This window comes from Mesobacillus harenae (assembly GCF_013343715.1).
Lineage (GTDB): Bacteria > Bacillota > Bacilli > Bacillales > Cytobacillaceae > Mesobacillus_A > Mesobacillus_A harenae.
In genome coordinates this window covers 1-16,298 of record NZ_JABUNR010000026.1, presented here as the reverse complement: position 1 = coordinate 16,298, position 16,298 = coordinate 1, and the positions used below count along the sequence as shown (strand labels likewise).

12 protein-coding genes are annotated in these 16,298 nt (G+C 40.3%); 10 read left to right on the top strand and 2 right to left on the bottom strand.

The window, feature by feature from the left end; genetic code table 11:
* Positions 1 to 19 precede the first annotated feature (19 nt).
* Complete coding sequence (locus HRJ06_RS21965) at positions 20 to 1,708, top strand: methyl-accepting chemotaxis protein (protein WP_174735090.1); 1,689 nt, start codon at positions 20 to 22, stop codon at positions 1,706 to 1,708.
* 178 nt (positions 1,709 to 1,886) lie between these two features.
* The gene (locus HRJ06_RS21960; protein WP_174735089.1) at positions 1,887 to 2,765 is read left to right on the top strand and encodes a TSUP family transporter; all 879 of its coding nucleotides are present in this window, start codon (positions 1,887 to 1,889) and stop codon (positions 2,763 to 2,765) included.
* A gap of 179 nt (positions 2,766 to 2,944) precedes the next feature.
* Here the strand turns inward: HRJ06_RS21960 and HRJ06_RS21955 are convergent, their stop codons facing one another.
* On the bottom strand, positions 2,945 to 4,120 hold the full coding sequence (locus HRJ06_RS21955; protein WP_174735088.1) for an FtsW/RodA/SpoVE family cell cycle protein: 1,176 nt from the start codon (positions 4,118 to 4,120) through the stop codon (positions 2,945 to 2,947).
* 372 nt (positions 4,121 to 4,492) lie between these two features.
* A complete protein-coding gene (gene mgtE, locus HRJ06_RS21950; protein WP_174735087.1) occupies positions 4,493 to 5,854 on the bottom strand; it encodes a magnesium transporter in 1,362 nt (453 codons plus the stop codon).
* Between the two features lie 641 nt (positions 5,855 to 6,495).
* Between mgtE and HRJ06_RS21945 the strand changes: the two genes are divergently transcribed.
* The 8 genes from HRJ06_RS21945 to HRJ06_RS21910 all read left to right on the top strand — a co-directional run bounded on the left by HRJ06_RS21945 (position 6,496) and on the right by HRJ06_RS21910 (position 16,138).
* Entirely contained in the window at positions 6,496 to 7,272 is a 777-nt protein-coding gene (locus HRJ06_RS21945) for a hypothetical protein (RefSeq protein WP_174735086.1), read from the top strand.
* A gap of 419 nt (positions 7,273 to 7,691) precedes the next feature.
* On the top strand, positions 7,692 to 8,774 hold the full coding sequence (locus tag HRJ06_RS21940) for a D-alanine--D-alanine ligase (protein ID WP_174735085.1): 1,083 nt from the start codon (positions 7,692 to 7,694) through the stop codon (positions 8,772 to 8,774).
* A gap of 26 nt (positions 8,775 to 8,800) precedes the next feature.
* Positions 8,801 to 10,177, top strand: a complete 1,377-nt coding sequence (locus HRJ06_RS21935; protein ID WP_174735084.1) for a UDP-N-acetylmuramoyl-tripeptide--D-alanyl-D-alanine ligase — start codon at positions 8,801 to 8,803, stop codon at positions 10,175 to 10,177.
* Between the two features lie 253 nt (positions 10,178 to 10,430).
* Positions 10,431 to 11,123 (top strand): alpha/beta hydrolase, encoded by a 693-nt coding sequence (locus HRJ06_RS21930; protein WP_174735083.1) that lies wholly within the window; start codon positions 10,431 to 10,433, stop codon positions 11,121 to 11,123.
* A gap of 242 nt (positions 11,124 to 11,365) precedes the next feature.
* Complete coding sequence (cshA, locus tag HRJ06_RS21925) at positions 11,366 to 12,820, top strand: degradosome RNA helicase CshA (RefSeq protein ID WP_174735114.1); 1,455 nt, start codon at positions 11,366 to 11,368, stop codon at positions 12,818 to 12,820.
* Positions 12,821 to 13,116: 296 nt separating this feature from the next.
* The gene (gene uvsE, locus HRJ06_RS21920) at positions 13,117 to 14,082 is read left to right on the top strand and encodes a UV DNA damage repair endonuclease UvsE (protein WP_174735082.1); all 966 of its coding nucleotides are present in this window, start codon (positions 13,117 to 13,119) and stop codon (positions 14,080 to 14,082) included.
* 93 nt (positions 14,083 to 14,175) lie between these two features.
* Positions 14,176 to 14,655: a PH domain-containing protein gene (locus tag HRJ06_RS21915; protein ID WP_174735081.1), complete on the top strand. Its 480-nt coding sequence runs from the start codon at positions 14,176 to 14,178 to the stop codon at positions 14,653 to 14,655.
* On the top strand, positions 14,648 to 16,138 hold the full coding sequence (locus tag HRJ06_RS21910; RefSeq protein WP_174735080.1) for a PH domain-containing protein: 1,491 nt from the start codon (positions 14,648 to 14,650) through the stop codon (positions 16,136 to 16,138). The genes HRJ06_RS21915 and HRJ06_RS21910 overlap by 8 nt, the downstream gene beginning before the upstream one ends.
* The last annotated feature ends 160 nt before the right edge of the window (positions 16,139 to 16,298 follow it).

Sequence of the window (16,298 nt, the reverse complement as noted above, 5' to 3'; positions counted from 1 at the left end):
AGAAAGAGGATATCCTATTATGAAAATTAAAACGAAATTTATAGGGATTATAGCTGTGTTCGTTCTATCAATTGCTTTTGTAAGTGTTTTTTCAAGCATGGCACTTAATAAAACAGTTACCCAAAACGATTACTTAAAAGAAAAAATGGAAATGAGTCTTATAGCAAAATCAATTCAGTACGAGCTAACGGGACTGTCTAACGATGAAAGAGCTCTGCTGCTCACTGGTGAACCCGCATTTGCTGAGGGAATGGAAGATAAGAACAATACATTACAGCAATCCATTCAGGATTTATTATCCCTTTCGCATGATACAACTGAAAAAGAACTTCTAGAACTGATTGATTATAACCTGATTAAATATTGGGCCTTAAATCAATCCATTATTAAAAATGTTCAGCTTGATGCTGAGCGTGCACAAAGAATCCATTTTGCAGAAGAAAGAATTGTGCGAGAGGAAGAGCTTGAGCCAGCCGTAAATAAACTCTCCGAAAACCTGGAAAGCGAAGTGGCTGCTTTAAAGCGAGAGCTTCAGAAAAATGCTAGAACAAGTCAGATTATCATTCTCTCAGTCTCGGCTATTGCTGCATTAGCCGGAGTTGTTATTGCCGTTGTTCTTTTGAAAGCCATTCTGAAGCCTTTGAATACTCTTAATAGGCAGATGGCTGAAATTGCTTCTGGTGAAGCAGATTTAACAAGAGAAATTCGTTTATATAACCAAAAGGATGAATTTGGGGTGTTAGCTCTATCCTTCAACCAGTTTATTTCAGTTATACGTGAACTTGTTCTGAAGATTGGAGTCTCGGCTGATCAGATTGCTGCAGCATCCGAACAGTTTTCAGCCGGTGCTGAGGAAACTAAACAAACATCTGAACAAGTTTCGGCCTCTATGCAGGAAATCGCTTCAGGAACTTTGCAACAATCGGCGATGGCTGAGGACGGGCTTCTGTCTGTCAGACAATCTTTGCAGGGGCTGCAAGCAATCGCACTCAGCACAACTGGGCTCGCTGATGAGGCCGCCGCAGTAAGGGACCAGGCAGAATATGGAGAGAATAGTGTGAATCAAATCGTCAGCCAAATGCAGTCTATTCATCTATCTGTTGATGAAGCCGATAAAGAGATGAGTTCTTTGGCTGGATCCGCACGGGAAATCAGCCATATTACCTCATTGATTAATGGCATTGCCGAACAAACAAATTTGCTTGCATTGAATGCAGCGATTGAAGCTGCTAGAGCAGGGGAACAAGGTCGGGGATTTGCTGTAGTTGCAGCCGAAGTACGTAAGCTTGCTGAGCAGTCTGGGCAGTCCTCCAAGCAAATTAGTGAATTAATTAAAATGATTCAAGCTAAGACAGATGGTACTGTCCATGCCATTCACTCCGTAAAAGGAATTGTGGCCGAGGGAGTGGAGCTAACGAATGATACTGCGACCCAATTTGGGGAGATTCGGAATTCGATCGACAAAATATCTTTAGGTATCAAAGGAGTTTCAGCTACTACTCAAGAGCTGACGTATGGATTTGAAGAGGTCGATAAGTCAGTTGCTGAAATTACTGAAATTATGAAAAGTACTTCGCAGCACACTCATTCGGTTGCTTCGGCCACTGAAGAACAGTCTGCTTCCATGGAGGAGATTCAGACAGGAGCCGGATCTCTAACAAAGCTATCAGAAAACCTTCAGGAAATGGTAAAAAGATTTAAAGTTTAATTACCTAAATAGGGCCATCTTGTATAAAAATTCCTAATCTATGCGATAACAATATAGGTAAAAGGTGCACCTGATTACAGGTGCACCTTTTTTATGCTTTAAAGTCTTAGGGACGAATGGGTCGTTAAGGTCTGGTATAATATAGATAAAAAGCAACACTTGTCGAAGGATGTTTTACGTGGATCTATTGTTATTTCTCTTTCTAGGAGTCATCATTAGTATTTTGTCAGGTTTTTTTGGAGTAGGGGGTGGCTTTATTTTAACGCCAATCCTGCTTTTATTAGGTTTTTCTCCGCTTGAGGCTATTGTGACCAGCTTGCTTTTCTCAATGGGGACTTCCGTTTCTGGCGTAATCGCACATTATCGCTTGAAAAACATCTTGTGGCGAAAAGGGCTGGCTCTGGGCATCTTTGGTATGGCTGCCACACAGGCAGCAAAGCCTTTTGTGCTTTATTTAAACGAACGAGGCTGGGATGAGATTGTTATTCCAGGTTTATATATAACATTTCTAGCCTATTTTGCTTTTACGATGATTTGGGATGGGCAAGCTGTCTTAACAACGGAACAAAAACGGGGATTCCCGCCGCTAGTAAGACTAGCTCTAATTGGTTTATTAGGTGGTGCTGTATCAACTACTCTTGGTGTAGGAGGAGGGTTCATAATGGTTCCGCTAACGATTGCTTTTCTAGGGTTGGAACCCAAAAAAGCAGTTGGCACGAGTCTATTGGCTGTATTAGCGATAGTTACTACTGGTTTCTTCTCTTATACGTATACTGAGGCGGTCACGATTAATTATCCAATAGGGTTTTGCCTAATCGCAGGCGGATTAATAGGATCTCAGTTTGGGGCAAAATGGACGGTTCTTTATAAGAATAAGGAAATGAAACTATTGCTCGGAAGCCTATATACGGCCACTCTGATTAGTGTTGTCTCGAAATTGGCCCACTTCAATACATTCGGATTAACATTGTTAAGCGTATTTGTTTTGTTTTTCCTTACGCTTTCGATTTTGCGTATTATTCAAAAGCAAAGACTTAAGGAAAAGCTGTCCGATTAATGGTGAAAAGTAAAAAGGAGGTTAGCCGAAGAAAAGACTGCCAAAGTGGGAGTCTTTTCTTGTGAAAAATTTTCATTATGGATAATAATATGCGTTGTCTACACCCAGCTCCAGCGCTAAACAGTCGGCTTCACATTATGAATTTGTCGGAGGTGTTCAAGGTGCATCGGCTTTTGTTCTTATAGTTCAGAATTAGAAAACATATAGGTTTTATGATGAAAGCGAATACTATAAATCAACCCCATTGCAAGCATATTTCCCATTAGTGAACTTCCTCCATAGCTGATGAAGGGAAGCGGAATCCCTGTAATCGGCAGCACCTGAATGGTCATTCCGATGTTTTGAAAAACATGGAAGGTGATCATACAAATGACACCGGCACAAATATAAGTATTATAAGCGTCGGTCGTTTCAAGCGCTGTCTTAATTAAATGGTAGATTAATAGAAAGAAGATGCCAATTACAAGACTGCCACCTACAAATCCATATTCCTCTCCGATTACACTAAAGATAAAATCTGTATGGTTTTCTGGTATGTAAACTTCTCTTCCGTTAAAGCCTTTCCCTGTCAGCATCCCTGATCCTATTGCACGCATTGAGTTGATTAGGTGGTACCCGTCCCCGGTCTGAAAACTATGAGGATCAAGCCAGGCATAAATCCTTCTAAATTGATATGGCTGAACCTTTAAATATTTTTCAAGGAAATCGGGATTAGAGATAACGAGATAAAAAACAGTGGAAAAAATAACTATTCCAGTGCCATAGATAGGAATAATTAGCTTCCAGGTAATTCCTGAAACAAGAATCAGGCCAGTAAAAATAGCCACAATCACAAGGCCTGTACCTAAATCTGGCTGCAGCATAATCAGGCCTAAAGGGATAGACGTTATAATCCCGAGTTTAAAAAATAACAGGAAGTCACTTCCTATTGTTTTTGTTTGATATTTTTTTGTATGGGAAATGATGGCTCGGCTTAATGCCAGGATTAAAAAGATTTTAACAAATTCTGAGGGCTGAATGGATCCCAGTCCAGGGATAATAAACCAACTTTTTGCGCCATTCCTTATTGGAGCAATGGATTCAGGTGCGATTACTAACAATACCAGGAGAAAAACCCCAAAGCCGTAAAGATACCAGCTGAGCTTCCAAAATTGTTCACTATCAAACAGTACAACAATACTGATAATAATTGCCCCTACTGCATACCAGAAGACCTGTCTAAGGACAAAGTTATCTGCATACTGGCCTGTTGTTTGGGCGCTATAAATAGCCGTACAGCTAATGATAAAACAAAGAAGTAAAATCAGGGTAAGGGTCCAGTCGAATTTATCATGATTTTTAGGAGATCGTTCCATTTTAGCACCAGCTTCTTTAGTAAACTTTTACAATTTTATGCTAGCAAAGAAAAAATATCCTTACAATATTTTCTTATTGAGAATTAAATAATATTCTAAGCCTACTCTATAGACGAAAGAAGCTTGTCGGAAGTTTCCTGAACAATAGTGCAAATGTCCGTTAAGGGAAGCGTGTGTACCAACTGATAAAGGAAACATTAAGATCGGAAGGCTTCAATGTCAACTTTACGCAGAAAGGTGAGCACAGATATAATCACTCGAACTGGATACAAAAACACATATGATTATTCATGTCTTGGAACATTTGTAAAATCAAAAAACCGGTCCCTTATAGGAACCGGAAGTTTATATGGTTATACAAATATTGGTTTCTTAGAGAAGATAATGCAGGAATGCTGTTGCAAGGCCAAAGTATGTTACCAGAGAAAATATGTCATTAAGTGTTGTAATCAGCGGCCCAGAAGCGACAGCAGGATCAATTTTAAACCGATATAAAATTAGCGGGATTACCGTTCCGGCAAGTGTTCCGATTATGAGAGTCAGGAATAAAGAGGATCCAACCACAAATCCGAGTACAAGGCTACCGCGCCATACATAAGCGATAATAAAAATTAACAGTCCGCATATAAGCCCGATAATTAAACCAACACCAAATTCACGTCCAATTAATCGCAGGACCATCTTTTTGTCAACATCAACTGAAACTAGTCCTCGTACGACAACAGCTAGTGACTGGGTTCCGGTATTTCCGGTCATCCCTGCAATCATCGGCATGAAAAAGGCAAGGGCAACAACCTGATCAATGGTTTCTTCATAGCTGCTAATGATACTCCCTGAGATTACCCCAATAAATAATAGCAAAATAAGCCAAGGCAGCCGCCGATAGGCTGCAACAAGAGTTTTTGTTTCAAAATCAATCGATTTCCCGGAAGCTGATAGTTTTTCAATATCTTCATTGGCTTCCTGAATCACGACGTCAATAATGTCGTCTACTGTAACAATCCCTACTAGGACGCCGCTCTCATCGTCAACTACTGGAAGGGCCAGAAAGTCATACCGCTCGATCATGGTGGCAACATCCTCCTGATCAGTAGTCGTAATAACCGAGATGACTCGCTCATACATAATATTCCTAATAATTTCGTGAGGTTCTGCGATCAATAAATCTCGGTATGATACAACTCCAACTAGCTTTCGATCTTGGTCGACAACATAAAGATAGTTAATGGTCTCAGCAAAATCAGCAAATGATTTTAACTTTTCAACAGCATCCTTTACCGTATAATAGTTGCGGATCCACACGAAACGGTTTGTCATGAGACGTCCTGCTGTTTCTGGAGGGTAGTTCATAATATCTTGGACGATTTTTGATTCTTCTTGCTTCATACCGGCGAGTAATGTTTCTATTTTTTGGGGAGAGAGATCGTCCAAAAGAGAGGCAAGATCATCATTATCCATTAGATCGAGGACTTTACCTGTCCGTTCTATCCCAAGCTTGTTTAATACTTCGAGCTGTTTTTCTTTATTAAGTTCTTGTATTAAATCGGCGAGTGCGTCTGCTTTTAAAAAAAGAAGAAAGCGTGTTTTATGTTTTAACGGAAGATCATCATAAAAACGGGCAATATCATAGGGCTGCAGTTCATCTATAACAGCTTCAAAGTCTTTCTTCTTGTTTTCTTTTATATATTTAATAATATGGAGAGTAATTTGATCTTCTGTCATGTTTTTAATCATCTGTCACACGCTCCTTCCGGTAGATTATCTATGAACTAAATCATTATGGTATAAAAGTTTGGCTCTTTTCTAAAAGATTGTTGTTTTTGCATAAGTTGAGAAAACTAAATTTGATTGGAGCGGAAGATGCGACTCCAGCAGGACAGGTGAGACCCCGCAGGCCCCGGGGAAAGCGTGTCAAAAGTGAAATTCAACGACTGCGTTTTAAAATAGCAACAAAGTTTACGAAAACAGCCAAAAGTCTTAATCTATGTTATTTTATCGGAATTCATAAAAGGCTAACTTTAAAACCTTATATAAAATTATTGGACTCTTCTGCTCAGATAAATAGAATGCAACCATATTATAATGAAAATAAATTTAGAAGGGAATAAGCCGCCCGAATATATTGGAAATAATTATCGACTGGCTCTGTTAACTGACAGTTGATTTCCACTAAAAGGCCACAAACAACAAAATTCGCAGAATGCTCTATAAGCTTTGTCACTTCATTCATCAAAACAGATATTTTCTTTGATTTTTGTTAAAATAAAGAAGATAAAAAGCATGTTAGAGTGTTTAATAATAATATATGCTTGATTATGGAATATGCAGAAATAAAGCAGCTTTTTAATTGGCGGTTGTTCAGGAGGGTAACACAATTGAAAAAAAACCAGCATTCTAATCTGGAACTTGTCTACATTCATTTAAACGAAAGAGACCAGTATGTAATAACGAGCGGATTTGAGTTTAATGAATTTACGTATGCTCTTTCAGACAGCTTAAGTAATATCTTGCTTATAAAGCATCGGTATGAAGATGGAGACTTTAATTCGGATACGCAGCTGGAATACGTTCAGGCAGACCGCCTTGGAAAATTAATTACTTCAGATGTCAGCAGCTACCAAGACTTTTGCTGGATTGATTTTGAAGATGTGGAGAACTTAAATTTTCTAACAGGGCAAGAGCTAGCTGAAATTCTATATTTAGGCCATAAAAAGCATCATTTAAGGCCTCCGTTTTACAACCAGCTTGAAAACCGATACGTGTACCTTGCATCTGAGGATGGGTGGTACAATAAAACATATTATCGAAATCTGAATCATTTTTATACAATGGCAGGCAGTGCACTCTCTGCTAAGATGAGCGTCTTGAAACCTGAAAAATCCCTTTTGGGAGTTAAGAAAAAGCGGACCTATCCTGCCATAAACAAGGATCTAATCAAATCTTTGATCCCATTCATGAGAGAAGGGGCTGTTTTTTCGTTCCAAAATACCGGGCTAGTTCGAAATAAGCCAGAGATACCCATTTGGACGATTGGCGACTTTGCTGATATGGATGAAATGCGTGAAGAGTTTAAACACATTGGGAAGCAAAGGTGGGATAGCAGACTCATTTATGATAAAAAAACGCGTGAATGGGAGATTTCTGCAGAATAAATGTATAGAGAGAGGGCGGCTAATCCTAGGGGTGGCTGCCTTCTGCTTGTCTTAAGATAGTCTGTCAATTTGGAGTAGCACTAGGCGGATTAATAAACAACAAAACTATGCAACAGGTACAATTAGTGTGGAAATGTCAGTGTTTAAATTTCTGTAAAAACAGCACTCGGGCAAAAGGATGTATATAAAAGAGCGAGTTTTTAGCCGAGCTAATCTTACATATATATAAATGGCTGCCTTTTTTTACGTTCATTTTTGCATGATCTTGGCTAATCAATTATTAAGGTGTTTACATGGGATGAAAAAGGAAATAGTAAAGCAGTAGTGAACTCAAAAAGATTCTAATGAAAGAAGGTTATCACTCCCTCTGTAATTTAAGAAAGTGGTAAAATATAAGTGCCTAAGAATGGAGGAAAAAAATGAAAACAAAAATTGGACTGCTTTATGGCGGAAAATCAGCTGAGCACAAAGTCTCGATGCAGACAGCTCTTGCTGTAATCAAAGCCCTTGATTTCAACAAATTTGAAATTCATCCCATATACATAACTTTAGACGGACAATGGATTAAAGGGGAACAACTGGACAAACCTGTCGAACATGTTAAGGAGTTAGAGTTTGGCGGCAATCAATCACTTCCGTCTCCTGGTTTCAGCCCGATCGTATTTCAAGATGGTTCATCTGAAAGTAACAATACGCTTGATGTGATTTTCCCGCTTCTTCATGGACCGAACGGTGAGGACGGAACTGTTCAGGGCCTTTTGGAACTATTGAACCTTCCATATGTAGGCAATGGGGTCCTGGCATCTTCTGCGGGAATGGATAAGGTTGTTATGAAAAATATTTTCGCCCAGGCTGGCCTTCCGCAGGTAAGCTATGTAGCGTTTATTCGCTCTGAATGGGAAAGGGAGCCGGCGAAGGTATATAAGTCGGTAGAAGATAATATAGGGTATCCTTGCTTTGTTAAACCAGCTAATCTTGGTTCCAGCGTGGGAATTAGCAAATGTACTAATCGTACTGAGCTAGAAGCTGCCTTCGGGGAAGCATTTTTGTTCGATCGCAAGGTAATCATTGAACAGGGTGTTACTGCAAGAGAAATAGAATTGGGTGTACTAGGAAATGATGATCCTGAATGTTCCGTTGCCGGGGAAATTGTACCTAAAAAAGATTTTTATGATTATAAGGCAAAGTATGAAGATGGAGATACGGGTTTAATTATTCCTGCTGAAATTTCCTCTGATGAATACTTTGAACTAAAAAAGATGGCCATTAACGCGTTTAAGGCATTGGACTGCTCAGGGCTTGTCAGAGCAGACTTTTTCTTGACGAAGGATGGAGAGTTCTTTATTAATGAAGTGAATACTATGCCTGGTTTTACCCCGTACAGTATGTTCCCGTTGCTGTGGAAGCATACCAATCTTGAATACCCAGAGCTGATTGAGCGGCTCGTAAACCTTGGGATAGAACGCCATGGTGAAAAGCAAAAGATTAAATACACATTTTAATAAACACAAGGTATTGGAGGTTTCTTATGATCCGGAAATTGCTTAAGGATATAGCCAGGATGATTCAGGCGGACAACTTTAATCCTGGACACAGCGATATCCAGGTAACAGGAGTATCGATTGACACTCGTAAAATCACAGAAGGTAATTTATTTGTTCCTTTTAAGGGAGAAAAGGCTGATGGGCATGAGTTTGTTGAGGCCGCTATAAAAAGTGGGGCATCTGCAGCACTATGGCAAAAGGATGTGCCTAACCCGCCTGAAAACCTTCCTCTTATTATAGTGGAAGATACCTTAGCTGCACTCCAGAAGCTAGCCAAAAGTTATCGCGATGAATTAAATCTTAAGGTAATCGGGATAACAGGGAGCAATGGTAAGACAACGACCAAGGATATAACAGCCAATCTGCTGGCTTTAAAGTATAAGGTACATAAAACTGGCGGGAATTATAACAACCATATTGGACTGCCATTGACTATCCTTGAGCTCGAAGAAGATACAGAAGTAGCAGTCCTCGAAATGGGAATGAGCAAAAGGGGAGAAATTGAGTTTCTATCGAAGCTGGCAAGACCAGATGCTGTTATCATCACAAATATTGGCGAGTCGCATCTTTTGGATTTGGGTTCAAGAGAGGCGATCGCCGAAGCAAAACTGGAAATTATTAAAGGGTTAAAAGAAAATGGCCTTATTATCTACCACGGAGATGAACCTTTGCTCCAAAATCAGCTGATTTCCTACTCAGGAGGCCAGCGAATCAAGACTTTTGGAAAAGGCAGGGAAAACGACTGTTTTCCTATTAAAATTGAGCAAGGTACAAGCGGAAGCGTCTTTATGATTAATGGGAGCAATCAGTTATTTAAGCTGCCGGTGTTAGGTGCCCATAATATTATGAATGCAATGGCCGGGATGCTTGTCGCAAGGGATTTTGGTATTTCATTTGAAGAGATGAACGAGGGCTTTGCCAGTTTAAAGCTTACCAACATGAGGATGGAAATGGTAGAAGGGGCAAAAGGCGAAAAAATTATAAATGATGCCTATAATGCCAGTCCAACTTCTGTGAAAGCAGCGATTGACCTTGTAGCCAATTTACCGGGGTACAGCAAAAAAATATTAGTGCTTGGTGACATGCTGGAACTTGGGCCGCTTGAGGAAGAATTTCATTATCAGATTGGCGCTGATCTCGATGCCGCAAAAATCGACTATGTGTTTACTTTTGGCGAGTTGGCTGAATTTATTGCTAAAGGTGCCCAAACATCACTTAGTGAGAATAGAGTACGGTCGTTTAGCGATAAGAAAAGTTTAATCAGTGAGCTGAAAAAACAAACTGATAAAGGAACTCTTGTGCTTGTTAAAGCTTCAAGAGGAATGCGGCTCGAGGAAGCTGTTCATTCGCTTCAAAAATAAAGTAAACTATAGATAGCTGATTCCTTCCTGTTGGTCATGGCTCCTAAGGATTCGGCTGTCCCGAGGGGCCTAGTTTTTCAAAGCCATTCCCCTTAATCTTCATTCGCTCGCAAACTCCCTAATTTAGAAAGTGATCCATTACTACTTTGTAAGCTGCCTGTTCCTGAGTGGTTAAAAAAAGGTTTAATGAAATACGTGTGAAACCTCAAAATTGGGGAAAGATTTAAATGAGAAATAATTGCGGGTGATAGTGATGATCGGCTGTTTATGTATACATGGCTTTACAGGTTCTCCACTTGAAGTTGAACCATTAGTGGAGTTTCTAAAAGAAAAAACTGAATGGATTTTTGAAGTGCCAACCCTCCCTGGACACGGAGAACCCCTGAGCTTAGACGGTATTGAGTATAGGCAGTGGATTGAACACGCGGAAGCAAAGCTGCATAATCTTTTTGAAATATGCGATCAGGTATATATAATTGGGTTTTCTATGGGTGGGCTCATAGCAAGCTATCTATCAGCGCGCTACCCTGTAAAAAAGCTTGTTTTACTTAGTGCGGCTGCCTACTATGTAAATCCCAAACAGCTCGCAGCAGATATCGTGATAATGATGAAGGATTCTTTTAAAGGAAACTTGCTTGAAAATGAGCTATTTACACGCTATAAGAGAAAAATTCAACAAACACCATTTAAAGCAACTATTCAATTTCGCAAATTAGTATCAAATATCCGGCCGATATTAAAAGAAGTGACCATCCCGACCCTTATTGTACAGGGGGAAAGTGATGGAATCGTCCCCCCGCGAAGTGCCAAATATTTATATAATACGCTTGGTTCTGCTCAAAAAAAGCTAATATTTCTAAAAAATGCTAAACATGTAATTTGCCACAGTGAAGAGAAGGAACAGCTATTTAGAGAAGTATATGATTTTCTGTTAGATCCTGCATAACATGAACGGGTGCAAAGTCTTTGGCAGACCTATTTGATTGCAATCATTTCCTAAAGATGGTAGAATTAACTTCTAGTGTCTAAGTGAGAAAATCTTGTAGGCTGACATGCTCCCATTGCAGGAGAATGTCTTTTTTTGCTAATAAGGTCTAATTCAATTATGGTTAAAATAAACGAAAATAGTCACTTAAAAACTAAAATATAAATATTTTTGAAAACGAAGGAGATTGAGGTATTTTGACAATGTTTCAAGATCTGGGCATTAGCCCGGCAACTTTAAAAGCTGTTAAGAAAATGGGATTTGAGGAGGCAACTCCTATCCAGGCGGAGACAATTCCTTTAAGCCTTGAAAACAAAGACTTGATTGGCCAGGCACAAACAGGTACTGGTAAAACAGCTGCTTTTGGAATCCCGCTTGTTGAAAAAATCAAGCCTGAGAAAAAGGTTATCCAAGGGATTATTATTGCGCCAACACGTGAGTTAGCTGTTCAGGTATCTGAAGAGCTTTACAAAATTGGCGGAGGTAAAAAGATCGGGGTTCTTGCAATTTATGGAGGACAGGATATTAACCGCCAAATTCGCGCACTTAAAAACGGTCCTCACATCATAGTGGGCACACCTGGCCGTCTATTAGACCACATCAACAGAAAGACGATGCGTCTTGATACTGTGGAGACGGTAATTTTGGATGAAGCAGATGAAATGCTTAACATGGGTTTCATTGAGGATATTGAATCTATTCTTTCCAAGACACCTGCAGAGCGCCAGACACTTTTATTCTCTGCTACGATGCCAGGCCCGATTCAAAAAATTGCGGAACGGTTTATGAAGAGCCCGCAGATCGTCCGTATGAAAGCAAAGGAAATGACAGTTTCCTCGATCGAACAGTTCTATGTTGAAACTCACGAAAAGAACAAATTCGACGTGTTGACTAGGCTTTTAGATATCCAAACGCCAGAATTGTCGATTATCTTTGGCAGGACTAAACGCAGGGTCGATGAGCTTTCAGAAGCGCTGACTTTACGTGGTTATATGGCAGAAGGAATTCATGGGGACTTAAGCCAGGCTAAACGTCTTCAGGTTCTTAGGAAATTTAAAGAGGGTTCCATTGATGTACTCGTTGCAACAGATGTTGCTGCCCGCGGACTCGATATTTCCGGAGTAACTCATGTTTATAATTTTGATATTCCTCAGGATCCTGAAAGCTATGTTCACCGAATTGGACGTACAGGCCGTGCAGGAAAACAAGGTATGGCAATTACGTTTGCTACACCTAGAGAAAGATCGTATTTACAAGTTGTTGAAAGAACAACCAAAAAACGGATGGAGAAGCTTGAAATTCCAACCCTTGATGAAGCATTGGAAGGTCAGCAAAAGGCTGTTGTTGAAAAAATTGTTCAGGCAATTGAATCCAACAATCTCCAGTTCTACAAGCAGACTGCCGCAGAACTTATTGAAAAGCATGATGCTATCACAGTTGTTGCAGCTGTTCTTAGAATGCAGACTAAAGAACCGGATCAAACTCCTGTTAAGCTTACGGAAGAAAAGCCTATGTCAGGCGGCCGTGGGAGAGACAAGAAGCCTCAAGATCGCAGAAGAGGTAATGATAGCGGGAGAAAAGGCTTGAAGCCGCGCTCGGGCTCTAAACGTAACTATAGCAATAACCGTGATCGGGATAAATCAAGATCCCCTAAATAGTAATAACTTAGCCACAGGAAAATATCCTGTGGCTTTTCTGTTTTTTATAAGGTAATTGTTTGCTGGTTCCATCCAGCTAAATACCCCAGCTAGAAGTGTACCTCGCCTTCCTTCGAGTGATAATCAAGATCGAATCGCTTCCGCTCGTCCATATGTCGCTTAACTAGCGTTTGCACTTTTATTCTTTGTGCTATAATCCAAACCTAAATCTTTACTCGCGAGCAAACCTAATAGAAACTGGACATACTAACAATAAAAACGCACCCTTTTAGTCTTTTTAAAGGAGGAAAAGGAAGTTGACAATCATAAAGCTTGGCTATGTTGCAATGAGTACACAGCTGCAAAATGCATCTCCTTCTCAGACAATGACCCTTCGCCAATTTCAAACCATAGCTGACCGAGATGCGGCAATAGCTAAACTGGAAAGGATTGCGGTATCTAATCTTGAAAATTGCCTGCGTCTGCTAAAGCACAATTCTGCAAATGATATTGAATTTTTTCGATTTAGCTCCAAATTGATTCCCTTGGCAAACCATGAAGAGCTTGATGATTGGAAATACATGCGGGCATTAAAGGAACCGCTAAAAAAGATTGCCGATTATTTAGAGGAGCATAAACAGCGGGTAGATTTCCATCCAGACCATTTTGTTCTATTGAATTCGACTAAAACTGAAATTCTTAATACGTCTATTAAAACTCTCGCTATGCATGAAGCGTTACTAAAAGGGATGAGGGTCGACACTGAACATCGTTGCGTCCTGCACGTGGGCGGTGCTTATAAAGATAAAGAGAAGGCTCTTGAACAGTTTATAAGCAATTGGGCTCTCGTACCGAATAAGATTCAGCGGATGATTATGCTGGAAAACGACGATACAACTTTTAGTTTAAGGGATACTCTGTACCTGTGTGAGAAACTTGGAATTCCCCTAGTATTCGATTACCATCATCATCTTGCCAGAAATGATTATAAGGAGTGGGAGGAAGATTGGGAGCGTGTGGTTGCCACATGGAGTCATTCAGCATTACCGATTAAGATGCATATTTCAAGCCCCCGTTCAGAAAAAGAGTATCGAGCCCATTCCGAATTTATTGATCCTAAAATGTTTCAAGCATTTTTAAACAAAATTAAAGGATCAATTCCTGAAATCCACTGTATGATTGAAGCCAAAAAAAAAGATGAAGCTTTGTTTCAGCTGGCCGAGGATTTAAGAAATATGGAGGGGGTTGAAGCAATTAGCGGTGCGGTTTTCAAACTACAGTAAAGCTGCCACGGTGCCTAGTTTAGAATATACGTCCTGAATAAGTTTGTTGTATACTAAAAGGATGCACAGGGCAAATGGCAGGAGGGGATAACGATGCTATCTGAACCACAAAGTAAAATATCGGAACGTGCTTTAAAGGTCTGGAGAATTTCCGGTGCACTGCACTCGGGATTTATTTGGCTGATCTCTGCAGGCCTTATTTTCTTGTCCAGTTATATGCAATGGCCAATCTGGGTAATCGGCGCAATAATATTAGGTGCTTTATCCTATACATATATGTTCGTTTTCCTGCTTCCATCCCTGCGTTGGAAACGTTGGCGATATGAAGTAAGGGAACAGGAAATTGAACTGCAATTTGGTGTTTTTATTATTAAAAGAACACTCATTCCAATGATACGGGTTCAGCATGTCGATACACAGCAAGGACCGCTTTTAAGAAAGTATGGGCTTGCTACGGTGACTGTGTCAACAGCTGCAACAACTCATGAAATTCCTGCACTTGATTTGAGCGAAGCTGAGGGATTAAGGCATTCAATATCCAGGCTCGCAAGGGTGGCGGATGAAGATGTCTGAACCGCGAAGGCTTCACCCAATTGCAGCAGTATCCAATGCTTTAAGACAATTAAAGGAATTAATTCTGCCGCTAGTCTTCTTTCTTGTCTTCGGCAGCCGAAATGGTGACTGGGGTTCATATTATTTATACGGATTAATGGCAATAGTAGGGTTTGTCTTTCTTTCCGGTGTCCTATCCTGGTTTCGGTTCACCTACAGGATTGAGGATGGAGAGTTGAGAATTGAGTATGGATTGTTTGTAAGGAAAAAACGTTACATCCCTTTCGAGCGCATACAAAGCTTTGATTTTTCGGAGGGGATTTTACAAAGGGCTTTTAGTTTAGTAAAAGTAACAGTGGAAACAGCAGGTTCGGGGGGCATGGGAATTCATAGTGGAGATGCTGTCCTAACCGCTGTTTCGAGAGAAGAAGCGCGCTTAATTCAAGCGTACTTAACAGAAAAAAAGTCAATAGGGGAGGATGGTTCCGAATTTCCTGAAGTTAAAGAGGAGCTGGTCTATAAAATTACTCCTAAAGAATTGCTGCTCCTCGCTTCGACATCAAGTGGTGTAGGAGTTGTCATATCTGCAGTGTTAGCTTTCTTGTTTCAGTTCGAGGAGTTTATACCCTATGAAAGATTGTTCAATGGGGTAGAAGCATTTATTTCAAACGGGATCGTGTTTGTTGCCGTAATCATATTTATTGGTTTTTTAATCGCTTGGGCTGTTGCTTTAATTGGAACAATGGTGAAGTACGCTAATTTTACGGTACGGAGAATAGAGGATGATTTAGTCATCACAAGAGGTCTTCTCGAAAAAAGGCAGTTCACGATTCCGCTGCACCGTATTCAGGCCATCCGTATTAGTGAGAATTTAATCCGGCAGCCTTTTGGCTTTGGAGCAGCCTTTATAGAAAGTGCAGGAGGCTCATCAGTAAGTGAAGAACGTGCAAAAGTACTGGTTTTGCCTATTGTAAGAAAGGAACGGATACCTAGTCTATTAGAGCCCCACCTAAAAGGTTATAAGCTTGGCTTTGAGCTCCAACCCGCACCTCAGCGAGCCTTGCCGCGCTACCTAGTAAGGGGTTCGCTTATGGTGCTGCCTATTCTTGCTGTTTCTCTCCTGTTCTTCAAGCAAACCGGCTTTTTTAGTTTGCTGCTTCTCATTCCAGCAGCTGCATGGTCATTCTTAAATTACCGAGATGCAGGATGGAATCTAACTGAGCAGCAGTTAACCATTAGATATCGTAAGATCATTAAAACAACGGTTTATATGAACCGGACAAAAATCCAATCAATGGCCATAATGAAAAGCTATTTCCAGCAGCGTAAGCAGCTATCAACTATAGAGGCTGTTGTTAAATCGGGGCAAAGCGGATCAGGCGGAAAAGTAATTGATTTGGACGAACAGGATAGTGCAATTATCTATTCCTGGTATTCTTTTGATGGCAGCAGAAAGGGCGGAAATAATACTGACACTGACAAACCACCTGAATCTGAAGAGTAAAAAAAGCGCCCCTGGGGCGCTTCAGTTTGTCGACAAAAGGGGTTCGGAATGTTCTCATTCCGAACCCCTTTTTAGATTTTAGCGGATTTTTCATGGAAAATAGACTCTCTTATCTATACTTTTAGGCCATTACTGGACTTCTCCACGTCCAGTTGGCCAT

What these genes read in the sequence shown, in the direction of transcription:
- mgtE (WP_174735087.1), bottom strand. Translation starts at nt 5,854, where the DNA reads ATGATTAAAAACATGACAGAAGATCAAATTACTCTCCATATTATTAAA.
- HRJ06_RS21955 (WP_174735088.1), bottom strand. Translation starts at nt 4,120, where the DNA reads ATGGAACGATCTCCTAAAAATCATGATAAATTCGACTGGACCCTTACC.
- HRJ06_RS21935 (WP_174735084.1), top strand. Translation starts at nt 8,801, where the DNA reads ATGATCCGGAAATTGCTTAAGGATATAGCCAGGATGATTCAGGCGGAC.
- HRJ06_RS21940 (WP_174735085.1), top strand. Translation starts at nt 7,692, where the DNA reads ATGAAAACAAAAATTGGACTGCTTTATGGCGGAAAATCAGCTGAGCAC.
- HRJ06_RS21965 (WP_174735090.1), top strand. Translation starts at nt 20, where the DNA reads ATGAAAATTAAAACGAAATTTATAGGGATTATAGCTGTGTTCGTTCTA.
- HRJ06_RS21915 (WP_174735081.1), top strand. Translation starts at nt 14,176, where the DNA reads ATGCTATCTGAACCACAAAGTAAAATATCGGAACGTGCTTTAAAGGTC.
- HRJ06_RS21910 (WP_174735080.1), top strand. Translation starts at nt 14,648, where the DNA reads ATGTCTGAACCGCGAAGGCTTCACCCAATTGCAGCAGTATCCAATGCT.
- HRJ06_RS21930 (WP_174735083.1), top strand. Translation starts at nt 10,431, where the DNA reads ATGATCGGCTGTTTATGTATACATGGCTTTACAGGTTCTCCACTTGAA.
- cshA (WP_174735114.1), top strand. Translation starts at nt 11,366, where the DNA reads ATGTTTCAAGATCTGGGCATTAGCCCGGCAACTTTAAAAGCTGTTAAG.